This is a genomic window from Inquilinus sp. YAF38 (assembly GCF_052113205.1).
GTDB lineage: Bacteria > Pseudomonadota > Alphaproteobacteria > DSM-16000 > Inquilinaceae > Inquilinus.
Window position 1 is genome coordinate 78,136 of record NZ_JBFRCU010000012.1, and the last position, 14,747, is coordinate 92,882.

11 protein-coding genes are annotated in these 14,747 nt (G+C 67.9%); 7 read left to right on the forward strand and 4 right to left on the reverse strand.

Annotated features, from left to right (window positions below; genetic code table 11):
* Positions 1-7 precede the first annotated feature (7 nt).
* A complete protein-coding gene (locus tag AB4Z01_RS07935) occupies positions 8-1,717 on the forward strand; it encodes a hypothetical protein (RefSeq protein WP_441692239.1) in 1,710 nt (569 codons plus the stop codon).
* 217 nt (positions 1,718-1,934) lie between these two features.
* On the opposite strand, the gene AB4Z01_RS07940 is transcribed toward AB4Z01_RS07935, so the two are convergent.
* Entirely contained in the window at positions 1,935-2,654 is a 720-nt protein-coding gene (locus tag AB4Z01_RS07940) for a PP2C family protein-serine/threonine phosphatase (RefSeq protein WP_441692241.1), read from the reverse strand.
* Between the two features lie 253 nt (positions 2,655-2,907).
* Between AB4Z01_RS07940 and AB4Z01_RS07945 the strand changes: the two genes are divergently transcribed.
* From AB4Z01_RS07945 to AB4Z01_RS07955, 3 genes are read left to right on the forward strand one after another with little or no spacing between them, the layout of a single operon-like run.
* A complete protein-coding gene (locus tag AB4Z01_RS07945) occupies positions 2,908-3,624 on the forward strand; it encodes a response regulator (protein WP_441692243.1) in 717 nt (238 codons plus the stop codon).
* Entirely contained in the window at positions 3,624-4,631 is a 1,008-nt protein-coding gene (locus tag AB4Z01_RS07950) for a cytochrome-c peroxidase (RefSeq protein ID WP_441692244.1), read from the forward strand. The genes AB4Z01_RS07945 and AB4Z01_RS07950 overlap by 1 nt, the downstream gene beginning before the upstream one ends.
* Positions 4,628-7,147: a two-component system VirA-like sensor kinase gene (locus AB4Z01_RS07955; RefSeq protein ID WP_441692246.1), complete on the forward strand. Its 2,520-nt coding sequence runs from the start codon at positions 4,628-4,630 to the stop codon at positions 7,145-7,147. Before AB4Z01_RS07950 ends, AB4Z01_RS07955 begins: the two co-directional genes overlap by 4 nt.
* Before the next feature lie 46 nt (positions 7,148-7,193).
* Here the strand turns inward: AB4Z01_RS07955 and AB4Z01_RS07960 are convergent, their stop codons facing one another.
* The 3 genes from AB4Z01_RS07960 to AB4Z01_RS07970 all read right to left on the reverse strand — a co-directional run bounded on the left by AB4Z01_RS07960 (position 7,194) and on the right by AB4Z01_RS07970 (position 10,195).
* Positions 7,194-8,225 (reverse strand): LysR family transcriptional regulator, encoded by a 1,032-nt coding sequence (locus tag AB4Z01_RS07960; RefSeq protein WP_441692248.1) that lies wholly within the window; start codon positions 8,223-8,225, stop codon positions 7,194-7,196.
* Between the two features lie 353 nt (positions 8,226-8,578).
* Positions 8,579-9,463, reverse strand: a complete 885-nt coding sequence (locus AB4Z01_RS07965) for an NAD-dependent epimerase/dehydratase family protein (protein WP_441692250.1) — start codon at positions 9,461-9,463, stop codon at positions 8,579-8,581.
* A 3-nt stretch (positions 9,464-9,466) separates the two neighbouring features.
* Positions 9,467-10,195, reverse strand: a complete 729-nt coding sequence (locus AB4Z01_RS07970) for a FadR/GntR family transcriptional regulator (protein WP_441692252.1) — start codon at positions 10,193-10,195, stop codon at positions 9,467-9,469.
* Between the two features lie 257 nt (positions 10,196-10,452).
* On the opposite strand from AB4Z01_RS07970, the gene AB4Z01_RS07975 reads away from it, so the two are divergent.
* From AB4Z01_RS07975 to AB4Z01_RS07985, 3 genes are all read left to right on the forward strand, one after another.
* Complete coding sequence (locus AB4Z01_RS07975) at positions 10,453-12,408, forward strand: ABC transporter substrate-binding protein (RefSeq protein WP_441692254.1); 1,956 nt, start codon at positions 10,453-10,455, stop codon at positions 12,406-12,408.
* Positions 12,409-12,624: 216 nt separating this feature from the next.
* Positions 12,625-13,611: an ABC transporter permease gene (locus tag AB4Z01_RS07980; RefSeq protein WP_441692256.1), complete on the forward strand. Its 987-nt coding sequence runs from the start codon at positions 12,625-12,627 to the stop codon at positions 13,609-13,611.
* Positions 13,612-13,620: 9 nt separating this feature from the next.
* Positions 13,621-14,745 (forward strand): ABC transporter permease, encoded by a 1,125-nt coding sequence (locus AB4Z01_RS07985; protein ID WP_441692258.1) that lies wholly within the window; start codon positions 13,621-13,623, stop codon positions 14,743-14,745.
* Positions 14,746-14,747 lie beyond the last annotated feature (2 nt).

Below are 14,747 nucleotides of genomic sequence, written 5' to 3' on the forward strand. Positions count from 1 at the left end.
GTGAATCATGGCGACGTTTGTGCACAACAAGGCCCGGGCCAAGAAGTCTCGGGACTGGATCGAAGAGACGAGCAGGAACAACGCCGAGTGCTGCATCGCTCTGGCCTTTATCGGGAAGGCCGATCAGCCGGTAGCGCTCGTCATGCCGGCGGGCCTTAACGGACTGTCGAACAAGCTGAAGAACATGAACTATGAGGGGAAGCCCGATAAGATCGACGTCAAGAAGGACAAGGATTTCAAGCTTGTGGCGCTCGGATTGGTCAGGCTGGACCAGGAGGGCGTTCTCAATGTGAGGCTCAAGAAGGGCAGCGCGAAGTCCCTGGGCAAGGGTCTCAAGGAGTATTTCAAGGACGGCTTCGGCATACCGGTTCCCTACAACTCGATCGCTCCGGAGGTCGCTCTTCCGGAGGATCAGGAGAACCTGTTCGCTCAGACCGAGGCGGAAAACCAGCAGAAGTTCTCGTCCGAGGAGGCCGATGTCGATCCGCATGCGACCGTGGCCGAACAGCCCGGCCCGGCGGGCGGCCAGGACGCGGATTCGGACTCGGAAGGCTCACCGATCCTGACGCCCGAGGCCGGCGTGGCCAGGGATGACAACCTCCCCGAGGAAGATGGGACGGAGGGCGTGGAGGAGTCGGACAGCGAGGACGAGGAGGATGACGGCGACAAGCCCCTCTCGGACGAGTTGAAGACGGGCATCGCCACCGCGTCTGCGACCATTGCCGGCCACGCGCTGAGCTTGAGCCGGCAGATCGGCGTCGAGCGGAAGGCCGAGCTGGGCCCGCTGACCGACAAGATCACGGCCTGGCTCGAGGACATGCTGGCCGGCCTGTCGCCGGAAGAGCGGGAGATGCGGCTGCACAACCTCACCAGCCGGCTGCTGCTGATGCTGGCCTATCCCGAGAACCTGCGGAACCTGCAGTATGTGAAGACGACCCCGCCGGCCGACGACGGCGAGCAGGACAAGCCGGCCCGCGAGAAGGTCCTGGTGAACGGGATCGATCTCGACAGCGTTTCCACCGACGACGTCAACCCGGAGGAGGTAACGGAAAGCCTGTTCAAGCTGGCCAAGGCGCGGGCCCAGGAGCGCCTTCTGCCCTACCCGCTGAACCAGGCGAGCCCCGACCGAATCGCAGGCATGGTGGCATCGGGATGGCCCAAGCAGGACGGCGACGCGGAGGGCAAGCGCAAGGCCGTGCAGCGCCTGGTCGCCGTCGTGCAGCAGATGTTCGCGAAGGACGACCAACTCATCGGCCTGCTCGGCTTCAAGAAAGCGGATACGGCCGACGGGGACAACCTCGTCGCCAGCCTGGTCGAAAGCATCAAGGAGATGTGGGAGGCGCACCGCAACGCAGCGATCCAGCAGAAGGACGAGGTGAAGCGCAGGGTCAACCAGATCGTCAAGGTGGAAGACCTCGGCGGCACCTGGCGGCATGTCGACGATATCTTCACGCGGATCGACGGCAAGATCTCCGACCAGCTCGCCGCTATCGTCGAGCAGGAAGGCGACGACAGGTCGAAGGCGATCCAGATCGTCGAGGGTACGGTCCAGGCGAATCTCAGCTATCTGGAGGGCAACACCATTATTGGCCTGCTCGACAATCCCCCCTTCGACGTCGGCCAGGGGGCCGTCGGCGAGACGCTGCGGGAGGGGCTCGACAGTGTCAGCAAGGGTCTCAAGCGCATCGAAACCACGGCTGTCGCGGCCGCGGCGTAGATGCTCGCCGGGCCGGCCTCCGCACGCGGAGGACGGCCCGGGATCGATCGGGCGAAGTAGCGGAAGGTGCCTGATACCGACTGCCCAGGAAAAGATCGTCATTGCGAGCGCAGCGAAGCAATCCAGGGCCGCTTGGCGGAGCCCTGGATTGCTTCGTCGGCTTCACCTCCTCGCAATGACGATTCTTCTGGGGAGAAGTCTGATGTGAACTCGCTGGTCAGGCGTCCGCGAGATGCGCCAGCACGACCAGGGTGACGTTGTCGGGGGCACCGCGCGCCAGCGCCAGCTCCAGCAGCGCCGCGGATGCCTGCTCGCAGGGCAGGGTGGCCAGCCGGTCGGCGATTTCGGCATCGGCGACAACATTGCTCAGGCCGTCGCTGCACAGCAGGTAGATATCGYCGGGCCGGCTGTCGCCCTGCACCATGTCGAGCTCGAGCGGTCCCGCGGCGCCGACCGCGCGGGTGATCACATTGGCGCCGGGATGGCGGCGCCCCTCCTCAGCGGTCAGGCTGCCGCTGTCGATCAGGCGCTGGACATAGGAATGATCGCGGGTGAGCTGCCGCAGCACCCCGTCGCGCAGCCGGTACAGCCGGCTGTCCCCCGCCCACAGGCAAGTGAAGCGGCCGTCCTGGACGGCCAGGACGACCACCGTCGCGCCGATCACCGCGCCGTCGCCGAGGCCGGCGGCCTCGGCCAGCAGCGCCTGGTGGGCCGCGGCGATTCGCGTGCGGATCTCCTCGACGGAGGTGCTGGGATCGCCCTGTGCCAGGGCGTCCATGACCGTGCGGCTGGCGTGGTCGCCGCGCAGATGGCCGCCCATGCCGTCGGCGACGGCCCAGAGACCCTGCTCGGGCCGCAGGAGGAACGCATCCTCATTGTGCCGGCGGACGGCTCCGGCATCGGTCTTCGCCGCCCAGTCGTATCGATGCTCGATCATGCGGCTACCGGGCCGGAGGGGCCTTGCTGTCTCTCCGCAACCGTTCCTCCCGTTCCGCCTGTGTGCGCGCCATGGGTTCATCCTAGGCGGCCCCGGGGCGGAATCTCTTCATACGAAAGTGGTATGGTGCTATGTCTCCGGGCGGGGTGGCGCTTCCGGCAGATGAGGCAGTATTTCCAATGCTTTTGCCGCTCACCGCCATGTTCAATCGTGTGGAGACAGATCTGGGCGAACTCGCGGGCGAGGTTACGCGGTGAAACGTATTCTCGTGGTCGATGACGATCCGGCGATGCGCGACGTGATCTGTGAATATCTCGAACGCCATGATTTCGAGGTCCGGCCGGCCGCCTCGGGTGCGGCAATGACGCGGATCCTGGCGACGGAGGAGATCGACCTGGTCATCCTCGACCTGAAGCTGGGGCAGGAGGACGGGATGGATCTGATGCGCGGCCTGCGCACCAGCTCGGACGCGCCCGTGATCCTGATCACCGGCCACCGGCTGGAGGAGATGGATCGGGTCATCGGGCTCGAGCTCGGCGCCGACGACTACCTGACCAAGCCCCTGGCCCTGCGCGAGCTGGTGGCGCGGGTCCGCACCGTCCTCCGGCGCCTCGAATCGGCAGGGGAACGGGCGCGCCGGCGCGAGAGCCGGGCCCGCTACCGCTTCGAGGGGTGGGAGCTCGACATCGCCCGGCGGCGCCTGACCTCCCCGGCGGGCGCCGAGGTCAGCCTCACCTCCGGCGAGTTCAACCTGCTGACCGCCTTCGTCCGGTCGCCGCAGCGGGTGATGACCCGGGAGCAACTGCTGGTCACCAGCCGGGTGCACGACGCCGAGGTGTTCGACCGCAGCGTCGACGTGCTGGTCCTGCGCCTGCGCCGCAAGCTCGAGGCCAATCCCAGCGACCCGGCCCTGATCCGGACCGAGCGCGGCATCGGTTACGTCTTCGCCCCCGTCGTGGAGTCGCTGTGATGAGAGCCTCGCGGGGATTGGTGTGGGGCGTTGCGGCCGGCTTGGCGGTGCTGGTGTTCGGCGTGGCGCTGGGGCAGGGCGTCGACCCAGTCCGGGACGAGCCGATCTCGCCGATCGAGCCGGACCGGACCCTGGACCCCGCCAAGGTGACGCTCGGCAAAGCGCTGTTCTCGGATGTCCGGCTGTCCGGCGGCGATGTCCGCTCCTGCACCTCCTGTCACGAATTCAATCGCGGCGGGGCCGATGGCCTCTCCCATTCGCAAGGCGCCAATGGCGAGCTGGAGCCCTTCAACACGCCGACGATCTTCAATGTCGCCGGCGATTTCCGCCTTAACTGGCGCGGCAACCACCGGATTCTGGAGGTCCATAACGAGGTGGTGCTGCTGGAGCCTCGGCTGATGAATGCGCGCTGGCCCGACGTGCTAGCGAAACTGAACAAGGATTCCGGCATCCGCAGCGCCTTCGAATCGGCTTATGGCACCGGGCCGAGCCGCGAAGCCGTGCTCGATGCGCTCGCCACCTTCCAGCGGTCGCTGTCGACGCCCAATGCCCGCTTCGACCGCTACCTGCGCGGCGACGCCACGGCCATCACCGCCGACGAGAAGCGCGGCTACGAGCTGTTCAAGGCCTATGGCTGCATCGCCTGCCACCAGGGCCGGAATGTCGGCGGCAACCTGTTCCAGAAATTCGGCATCTTCTCCGATCCCTTCGCGGGTCGGCAGGATGACGATGTCGCGGACCAGGGCCGCTTCGCCATCACCGGTCGCGAATCGGATCGGCGGGTGTTCCGCGTCCCCAGCCTGCGCAACGTCGCGCTGACCGCGCCCTATTTCCACGACGGCAGCGCCGACACGCTCGACGCGGCCGTCACGATCATGGCCCAGGCCCAGCTCGGCCGCACCATGCCGCAGGAAGACCGCGACCTGATCATCGCCTTCCTGGGCACGCTGACCGGCGAATACGAAGGCAGGCCGCTGTCGCAGATCACCGCCGCCGAAGCCCGATGAGAACGCTGGGCGCCGCCCTTCTGGCCCTGCTGCTGGCACTGACCTATCTGCTGGTTCACGGCGCCACGCCCGACGCGGCGCAGCATGAGCGCACCCTGGATGCACTGCGCGCGCTCGACCTCAACAATGCCGCGCTGCAGCGCGACGTGCTGCGGTCCCGCACCGGGCTGCTGCGGACCTATGACCCGCTGGTACAATCCGTCGCGGCGCTGCGGCAGGCGGCGGTCAGCCTGAAGACCGCCGGCGACATTGCCGATGGCGACGCGCGCACCGCCATCGACCAGGATGTGGCGCAGCTGACCGCGGCGGTCGATGACGAGGAAGGGCTGGTCGACGACTTCAAATCCAGCAACGCGCTGCTGCAGAACTCGCTCAGCTTCTTCAATCACACGGCCCGGCAGCTCGATCAGGCGGAGGGCGTGCGGCAGACCGCCCTGGCGTCGGAGATCGGCAGCCTGGCCAGCGCCATGCTGCTGTTCGCGGCCGACCCCAGAAGCGAGATGGCGGCCGAGCTGTCGGCCGCGCTCGACCGGCTGCGCAGCCTGGACGTGCCGGCCGACGCGGCCCCGAACGTCGATGCCCTGGTGATGCACGGGCACCTGATCCTCGCAGCCCTGCCGACCGTGGACAGCCTCGTCGCCCGCTTGCAGGCAGCACCGATCGCGGAGCAGGCGCAGACGATCAAGCAGGCCTATTTTTCCGCCTATGCCCGGGCCGCGACGCGGGCCCTGTATTTCCGCCTCCTGCTCTATGCCGTGGCGGTCGGGCTGGGCGCCTATGTCTGCTACCTGTTCCTGCGGCTGCGGGCCAATGCGCGGGCGCTGGAGAAGCGCCTGGCCCTGGAAAACCTGATCGCCACGATCTCGACCGACTTCATCAACCTGCCCCGGACCAGCCTCGACGACGGCATCGAACAGGGCCTGGCGCGGCTGGCCGGGCACATGCTGTTCGATCGCGCCCATATCTTCGTCTGGGGCTTGGACACGGCGCCCCGCGAATACTCATGGTCGCAGCCCCAGGTGCCGAACACCGCCGAAACCGGCCGGATGCTGCTCGACCTGGCGAATGACTGGCCGATCTCGGCCGGGGCCGATGACGGGACGATCCATGTGCCCTCCGTCGTCGCCCTGCCGGACGGCCCGATCAAGGACCGCCTGGTGCTGCTCGGCCTTCGCTCCTGGCTGTCGATCCCCCTGGGCAAGGCCGGCAACCGCTCCGGCGTGCTGATGTTCGAGGGGGTGACGGCCGAGAAGCGCTGGTCGACGGCCGACGTCGCCCTGCTGCGCACCGCGGCCGAAAGCTTCGCCAACGCGATCGAGCGCGAGCGCGGCGAGGTCCAGCGCGAGGCGCTGCAGATCCAGCTGGCCCAATCCCAGCGGCTGGAATCGCTCGGCGCCCTGGCCGGCGGCATCGCTCACGAGTTCAACAACATCCTCGGCGCGATCCTCGGCTATGGCGAGCTGGCGCTGTCGACGCTGACCCGCAGCGGCTCGACCCAGCAATATGTGAAACAGATCATGACCGCGGGCACGCGGGCGCAGTCGGTGATCGACCAGATCCTGGCCTTCAGCCGCCGCCGCGAGCGCCGCTATCGTGCGATCCACCCGGAGCCCGTGGTCGCCGAGGCGCTGGAGCTACTGCGCGCTTCCCTGCCGCCGTCGGTCGCGCTGCACCGGCGGTTCGAGGCCAGGGATGCGGCGATCCTCGGGGACGTCACCGAGCTGCAGCAGATCGTCATGAATCTGTGCACCAACGCGTCGCATGCCATGAACGGGCAGGGCCGGATCGAGATCGGCCTCGACCTGGCCCGCTTCCCGTCGGATACGGTGCTGTCGCATGGCCCCCTGGGGGCCGGCGACTATGTGCGCCTCAGCGTCGCCGATTCCGGTCACGGCATCGACGCCGGCGTGATGAAGCGGATCTTCGAGCCCTTCTTCACCACCAAGGCGGTGGGCAGCGGCACCGGCCTCGGCCTGCCGACGGTCTACGGCATCGTCACCGGGCAGGGCGGCGCCATGAATGTGGAGAGCCGGCCCGGCGCCGGCAGCACCTTCGAGGCCTATCTGCCGCTGACCGAAGAACCGGTGGTGAATGAGGATGAGATCGCCGACGCTTCGGGCCTGTGGGGGCGCGGCGAGACCATCCTGGTGGTCGATGACGAGACGCCGCTGGTGCTGTTGCTGGAGGAGATGCTGGCCGCCCTGCGCTACGAGCCGGTCGGCTTCGACAGCAGCGCCGCCGCCCTGGCCGCCTTCCGCGCCGATCCCGACCGCTTCGACCTGATCCTGACCGATGCGCTGATGCCGGAGGTGCCGGGGATCGAGCTGGCCGCCGAGGCGCATCGCCTCCGTCCCGGCCTGCCGATCCTGATGATGACCGGCCATTTCGGCGGTCTCGATTCCACCGAGATCGAGGCCGCCGGGGTCCTCAAGGTCCTCCGCAAGCCGCTGCGGTCGCGGCTGCTGGCGGAAAGCCTGTCCTCCTGCCTGGCGCCCGCGGATAGCGAGCGCGTCTGAGGCGGCCGGCCCGGTCGTTCCGGACCGGCATGATCCACGGAGAGGATCAGGACGCCTCGGCCAGCTGCTGGTTGCCCTGCACCGCCGCCAGGGCCGCCGCCGCGATCTCGCCGCGCAGCCAGCTGTGGTCCGGGTCGCGATGGCGCCGCTCGTGCCAGATCAGCGCCACCTCATAGGGCGGCAGCTCCAGCGGCGGCTCGACCACCGCCAGCGGCATCATGGCGGCGATGCGGGTGGCGACGCGGTGCGGCACCGTCAGCACCAGGTCAGTCTCGGCGATCATCGCCGGCGCCGTCAGCATGTTGGGCACCAGCATCGGGTCGCGATCCGGCAGGTCCAGCTTGGCCAGGCCGTCATAGACCTGGCCGAAGCCGTCCTCGGAGCCCGAGGCGATGACGGCGTGGCGCAGGGTCGAGAAGCTCTCGATCGTCCACTCCTGCGCCAGGGCCGGATGGTCCTGCCGCAGCAGGCAGGCGAAGCGGTCGGAGTACAGACTGCGCCGGAAATAGCCGGGCGGGGTGTCGCCGATCTGCCCGACGGCGAGGTCGATCTCACCTTGCTCGAGCCGCCGCAGCGCGCCGGCCAGCAACGGATCGGTGACGACGTCGAGCAGGGGCGCGCGCTCGCGCAGCCGCGGCAGCAGGCGCGGCAGCAGCACCAGCGCCTGGTGGTCGGGCATCGCCATCGTCGCCCTCGACCGCCACTCCCCAGGGGCGAAGCTGCGGCTGGTCACCATCTCACGGATCGAGTCCAGCACCGACGGCAGCAGCACGGCCAGGCGTTCGCCGCGCGGCGTCGGCGCCAGGCCGGTCGAGGTGCGGACCAGGATCTCGTCGTTGAACATGCCGCGCAGCCTGGCCAGCGCCCGGCTCATCGCCGGCTGGCTCTGGCCGACATGCTGGGCGGCATGGGTGACGTTGCGGAACTGCAGCAGCGCTTCCAGCGCCACCAGCAGGTTCAGGTCGACCGAGGCCAGATTCGGCATTGGCCGCTGCGGTGCGGCCTGGCGGCCGCCGACGATCAGGGCCGGCTGCGGCCGCTCCATCGAGGTCTTCCGGGTGAAAGCGAGTTCGGACATGATTCTCCCCTCTCGCAGGAGAGGCCCGTGGGGACGGGCGCTCCTGTGACGGAAACGACGGGTCGTGGTGATGCCTGCCCGGCAATGGCCGCCGGTCGGCTCGTGCTGATGTCGCCGGACCGGGAGGGCCCCCGATCCGGGCCGGTGGGAACCACCGGCTGCAGGAGCCAAGTGTCGTCAGCCGCGTTAATTGCGGATTTCAGAACCGGCCGAAATCGTTACAGATGAAATCCGGCGCCCTCGGTTGTTCCCGGGGGAACCAAATGCGCCGCGAAATGGCGGCGCCGAGGCTTAAGCTGCCCTCGCCGGGCCCGGCTTGTGAACATCCGTCAGGCGCATGACGGCATCCGGCATCAGCTCCGGTTCCGCCAGATGCGTCGCCGGCGCACCATCCCGTCATGGCCCTGGGCGCTGAACCACCCGCCCTGGAAATGGTCGGTCACCTGCGGCAGGTCCGACGGCTTGACCTGGAAGGCCTCGGGAGCGGCGAAGTCGACGGTGCGGTCCTGCGGCCGGTAGCCCAGCGCGGTGGCCACCGAATTGTCCCACCAGGCCGCGTCATTGGCCGAGGCGCCGTAGACGGTGGTGCAGTCGATGTCGGGATGCTCCAGCCCGATCAGCACCAGCTGGGCCAGGTCGCGCGGGCTGATCCAGACAGCCAGGCCGCGGGCGTCGAACGGCCGCTCGCCGGCATTGCCGATGCGGATCGCCAGAGTGCGGATGCCGGCCTTCTCGAAATAGACGCCCGCCTCCAGCTCGCCCCAGCATTTGCTGAGGCCATAGAGGCCGTCCGGCCGCATCTGGTCCTCGACCCCGACACGGGCATCGCGCGGGTAGAAGCCGGTCACATGGTTGCTCGACGCCTGCACCACGCGGTTGATGCCAGTACGGACCGCCGCCTCATAGACATTGTGGGTGCCGAGCACGTTAACCCGCAGGATGTCCTCTGCCGCGCGCTCATTCGGATAGCCGGCGAAATGGACGATGGCGTCGGCTCCCCCCACCGCCGCGGTCAGCGTCGCCAGGTCGGTGATGTCGGCCGGCACCCAGCTCTCATGCTCCGCCAGCGGGCCGGGATCGGCGATGTCGAGGATGCGCACCGCGCCGATCCGGCCGGCCAGCGCGCGGCGCAGCACACGGCCGACATTGCCGGCGCCGCCGGTCAGCACGATCGACTTGGCGGACGCAATGCTTTCGGCGCCGGCGGCGCTGCCGCCGGGCGGAACGGGTGAGGTCACGATTCAGACTCCTTCGAACATCCGCTGCCGGGCATTGAGGACATGCCGGCGCATGGCTTCCGTCGCGGCCCCGGCGTCGCGCCGGCGGATCGCGTCGACGATCGCGACATGCTCGTCCTGCACCGCCCGGATCCGCTCCGGCGTCCGCATCCGGCTCAGGTGCCGGGTGATGTTCATGCCGACGGCGATATGCGAGGCCAGCGAGGACTGCACGGCGATGTGATAGGGGTTGCGCGTCGCCCGGGCGATCGCCTCGTGGAAGCGCCGGTCCTCGTCGGCCCCGAGCTCGCCATTGCCGAGGCAGGCTTCCAGGGCCTCGAGCGCATCCTCGATCTCGCGGAGGTCCCCCGCCTCCCAGCGCTCGGCGGCCAGCGCTGAGGCAACGCCCTCGAGCCCGGCGCGAAACTCGAAGCAGCGCTGCACATCGGCGAGTGAGCGGACCTGGGCGAAGCGCAGCACCTCGAGATCCGGCTGCCGCCGGACGTAGGAGCCGGACCCCTGGCGCGAGACCACCAGCCCGTCCTGCCGCAGCCGCCCCAGCGCCTCGCGCACCACCGGCCGCGACGCGCCGAACCGTGCCGACAGCTCCGATTCCGACGGCAGCCGGCTGTTCACGGCGAAGTCGCCATGGGCGATCAGGGACACGATGCCGTCATAGACCACCTCGCTCAGCCGGGCCGGCGGTCCGCCGTCCCGCGGCAATAGGCCGGCATCGCCGTCCGTGCCACTCATCCCCGCCATCCCCCGCCGGCAAGTTGTCAAGATTGATCACAGCCGTGATCCGCTTGGCTTTCATGCCGAATTGGTCCGCCAGCCCTGAGCTTTCCGCTGTTTGCGCTGTAGCAAGCATGGGCGACAGAAAACGTCGGGAACATGGCCATTGCGGTTGTGATTTGTCAATATTTGTAATATGACCGGAGCGGCAAAGGAAGCGGGTCGGCACGCATGGCGAAGCTGGATCCGACGCAGCACACAGGGGAGGGTCCCGGATGGACGACAAGCTCAGCGCCTCGCCGCACGTGTTCGCCCGACGCATGGTCCTGAAGGGGCTCGCCGGGGTGGCGGCGCTGCCGCTGGCCGTGCGCCTCGCCCATGCGCAGTCCGCCAAGGGGGAAGCCCCGGACCTGGCGCAGCTGGCGAAGGACGGCAAGCTGCCGCCGCTGGCCGAGCGCCTGCCGGCCAACCCGCTGGTGGTGCAGCCGCTGACCAAGGTCGGCACCTATGGCGGAACGCTGCACCGCGGCCTGCGCGGGTCGGCCGACCACAACGGCATCCTGCGCGTGGTCGGCAACCAGGGCCTGGTGCGCTGGGACCTCGGCTTCACCAAGGCCCTGCCCAACGTGGCGGAAAGCTGGGACGTCAACCCCGACGGCACCGAGTTCGTGTTCCACCTGCGCAAGGGCATGAAATGGTCGGACGGCCATCCCTTCACCGCGGACGACATCGTCTTCTCGATCGAGGATTGCGCCAAGAACAGTGAGCTCTACGGCTCGGTCCCGTCGCAGCTGACCATCGCCGGCAAGCCGGTGGTCGTCAGCAAGGTCGACGATGCGACGGTGAAATTCACCTTCGCCGCGCCCTATGCCACCTATCTGGAGACGCTGGCGACCCCGCTGGGCCAGCACCCGACGCTGTTCGCCAAGCACTACGCCAGCCAGTTCCATCCCAAGTACAACGACAAGCTCGACGATCAGGTGAAGCAGGCCAACCTGCAGAAATGGACCGACCTGTTCCGGGCCAAGAACGGCGATATCGAGATCCCGCAGCGCTGGGCCAATCCGGAGAAGCCGACGCTCGACCCCTGGGTCGTCGTCGAGCCCTATGTCGGCGGCACCACCCGCGTGGTGATGAAGCGCAACCCGTATTTCTGGCAGGTCGACACCGAGGGCAACCAGCTGCCCTATATCGACGAGCTGTACTTCGGCATCTCGCAGGATGTCGAATCGCTGCTGCTGGACGCCATCTCCGGCAAGCTCGACATCCAGGAGCGGCACGTCAACCTGCTGCAGAACAAGCCGACCCTGTCGCAGAACCGCGAGAAGGGCGGCTACCGCCTGATCGAGCTGGAGCCCTCGGCGGCGCAGCAGTGCCAGATCTATCTGAACATCTGCCACAAGGACCCGAAGCTGAAGGCCTTCTTCGGCAAGAAGGAGGTCCGCCAGGCGCTGTCGCTGGGCATCGACCGGGGCGAGATCATCGAGCTGGTCTATTTCGGCCAGTCCGAGCCGTACCAGGCCGGGCCGCGGCCGAGCCATCCCTGGTACCACGAGACGCTGGCCCGGCAGTTCACCGAGCTCGACGCCGACAAGGCCGGCGCGATGCTGGACCAGGCCGGCTATGACAAGAAAGACGGCAACGGCTTCCGCCTGCATCCCGACGGCAGCAAGATCTTCTTCGCCATCGACGTGATCCCGACCCTCTATGCCGACCTGGTCGATGTGCTCGAGCTGGTGAAGCGGCACTGGGCGGCGATCGGCATCGACATCAAGGTCAACACCATCGAGCGTGCGCTGTACTACACCCGCGGCGACAGCAACGACCACGACGCCCAGGTCTGGCCGGGCCCGGGCGGGCTGGACCCGATGTTCGACCCGCGCGACTTCTTCGCCCAGCATCCGCAGGGTTCGCGCTACGCCATTCCCTGGACCCAGTGGTACGTCTCGAACGGCCAGTCGGGCGAGGAGCCGCCGGAGAGCCAGAAGCAGCGCATGAAGCTGTTCGACCAGGCGCGCAGCACCGCCGATCTCGACAAGCGCGGGGCGATCATGAAGCAGCTGTTCGACCTGACCGCCGAGGCGTTCGAGACGGTCGGCATCTGCCTCGCCGTCAACTCCTTCGGCGTGGTGAAGAACAATCTCGTCAACGTGCCGGAGAAGGAGCCGGATTCCTGGACCTGGCCGAATCCCGCCCCGGCCATGCCGCAGCAATTCTTCTTCACCAGTTGAGGGTGTGCTCGCGGACCGAAGTAACGATGAACCAATCCTGAACTGTCATTGCCGGGCTTGACCCGGCAATCCAGGACGCCTCGACAGCCTCTGGATCCTCGGGTCAAGCCCGAGGATGACACGTCGGAAAAGTACTCTCGTTTGCAGCATCCATTCGCAAGAGACTGCTGACGGCTTTCCTCCGCCGCTCAGCGACCGTTCCGAGGAGAGTCCCGGATGCTCCGCTTCATCGCCAAGCGCCTGCTGTGGATGGTGCCCGCGCTCTTCGCGGTCAGCTTCCTGGCCTTCGTCCTGATCCAGCTGCCGCCCGGCGACTTCGTGACCAGCTATGTCGCGACGCTGGCCGCCTCGAACGAGATCGTCGACCAGAACGCCGCGGCGGCGCTGCGCGAGCGCTTCGGCCTGAACGACCCGATGCTGCTGCAATACGCCAAGTGGATCGGCGGCATCATCACCCGGGGCGATTTCGGCCTGTCCTTCGAATGGCAGCAGCCGGTCAGCGACCTGATCTGGGAACGCATGGCGCTGACCCTGGTGCTGACCCTGGCGACCCTGATCGCGACCTGGGCGATCGCGCTGCCGATCGGGGTCTATTCCGCGGTGCGCAAATACTCGATCGGCGACTACATCGTCACCACCATCAGCTTCGCCGGGCTCGCCATCCCGTCCTTCCTGCTGGCGCTGGTGCTGATGTATGTCGCCGCCATCGAGTTCGGGCAGGACGTCAGCGGCCTGTTCTCGCCGGCCTATGAGAAGGCGCCCTGGAGCATCGCCAAGACGTGGGACCTGCTGCAGCATCTGTGGATCCCGGTGCTGATCCTGGCGGTCTCCGGCACCGCCAGCCTGATCCGGGTGATGCGGGCGAACATGCTGGACGAGATCCACAAGCCCTATGTCACCACCGCCCGAGCCAAGGGCCTGTCGGAGTTCCGGCTGCTGCTGAAGTATCCGGTGCGGGTGGCGCTCAACCCGTTCATCTCCACCCTCGCCTGGCTGCTGCCGAACCTGGTCTCGGGCTCGATCGTGGTGGCGATCGTGCTGAACCTGCCGACGGCGGCGCCGCTGCTGCTGCAGTCGCTGATGGCGCAGGACATGTATCTCGCCGGCGCCTTCGTGCTCCTGATCTGCGCGCTGACGCTGGTCGGGTCGCTGATCAGCGACATCCTGCTGGCGCTGGTCGATCCGCGCATCCGCCTCGAATAGGGGGCCTCCATGACCGACCTCGCGACCGTCGCGCCCGCCGGCCAGCTCGCCGTCGCCTCCCAATGGCAGCTGATCTGGTGGGCCTTCCGCCGCCACCGGCTGGCCATGGCCTCGCTGGTGATCGTCATCATCCTCTACGTGATCGCCGCGGTGCCCGGCTTCTTCGCGATCAACGACCCGAGCCAGCAGAACGCCCGCGCCGCCTTCCACCCGCCGCAGGCGATCCATCTGTTCGACCGGGGCGAGGATGGCGGCCTGCAGGTCGGCCTCTACCTCCACCCGCACAAGCTGACCCGCGACCCGGAGACGCTCGCCGCCGTCTATAAGGAGGACTCGACCCGGAAGGTCGCGATCTCGGTGTTCGGCCGCGGCTACGAATATTCAGTGCTCGGCCTGTTCACCACCGACATCCACCTCCTGGCCTCGGCCGACCCGAAGCAGCCGCTGTTCCTGTTCGGCACCGACCGGCTGGGCCGCTGCGTCTGGAGCCGGATCATGCAGGGCGCCCAGATCTCGCTGTCGGTCGGCCTGGTCGGCGTGTTCCTGTCGCTCGCCATCGGCCTCGTCCTCGGCGGCATCTCGGGCTATTACGGCGGCAAGCCGGATTTCGTGATCCAGCGGGTGATCGAATTCGTCCTGGCCCTGCCCACCATCCCGATCTGGCTGGCCATGGCCGCCGCCCTGCCGCAGGACTGGCCGGCGATCACCCAGTATTTCATGATCACGGTGATCCTCTCCCTGACCGGCTGGGCCCAGCTGGCCCGCGTCGTGCGGGGCCGCTTCCTGTCGCTGCGGACCGAGGAGTTCGTCACCGCCGCCCGGCTCGACGGCTGCGGCGAGGGGCGGATCATCTTCCGGCACATGATGCCGAGCTTCCTCAGCCACATCATCGCCTCGGTGACGCTGGCGATTCCGGCGATGATCCTGGCCGAGACGGCGCTGTCCTTCCTCGGCCTCGGGCTGCAGCCGCCGACCATCTCCTGGGGCGTGCTGCTGCGCGAGGCGCAGAACATCCGGTCGATCGCGACCGCACCCTGGCTGTTCGCGCCCGGCGCCTTCGTCGTCGTCGCGGTGATGGCGCTCAACCTGCTCGGCGACGGCCTGCGCGACGCGGCCGACCCCTACAACAAGTGACG

Bases quoted from the DNA above. Each gene is read 5' to 3' on its own strand.
- AB4Z01_RS07935 (WP_441692239.1), top strand. From the start codon at position 8: ATGGCGACGTTTGTGCACAACAAGGCCCGGGCCAAGAAGTCTCGGGAC.
- AB4Z01_RS07950 (WP_441692244.1), top strand. From the start codon at position 3,624: ATGAGAGCCTCGCGGGGATTGGTGTGGGGCGTTGCGGCCGGCTTGGCG.
- AB4Z01_RS07955 (WP_441692246.1), top strand. From the start codon at position 4,628: ATGAGAACGCTGGGCGCCGCCCTTCTGGCCCTGCTGCTGGCACTGACC.
- AB4Z01_RS07960 (WP_441692248.1), bottom strand. From the start codon at position 8,225: ATGTCCGAACTCGCTTTCACCCGGAAGACCTCGATGGAGCGGCCGCAG.
- AB4Z01_RS07970 (WP_441692252.1), bottom strand. From the start codon at position 10,195: ATGAGTGGCACGGACGGCGATGCCGGCCTATTGCCGCGGGACGGCGGA.
- AB4Z01_RS07975 (WP_441692254.1), top strand. From the start codon at position 10,453: ATGGACGACAAGCTCAGCGCCTCGCCGCACGTGTTCGCCCGACGCATG.
- AB4Z01_RS07980 (WP_441692256.1), top strand. From the start codon at position 12,625: ATGCTCCGCTTCATCGCCAAGCGCCTGCTGTGGATGGTGCCCGCGCTC.
- AB4Z01_RS07985 (WP_441692258.1), top strand. From the start codon at position 13,621: ATGACCGACCTCGCGACCGTCGCGCCCGCCGGCCAGCTCGCCGTCGCC.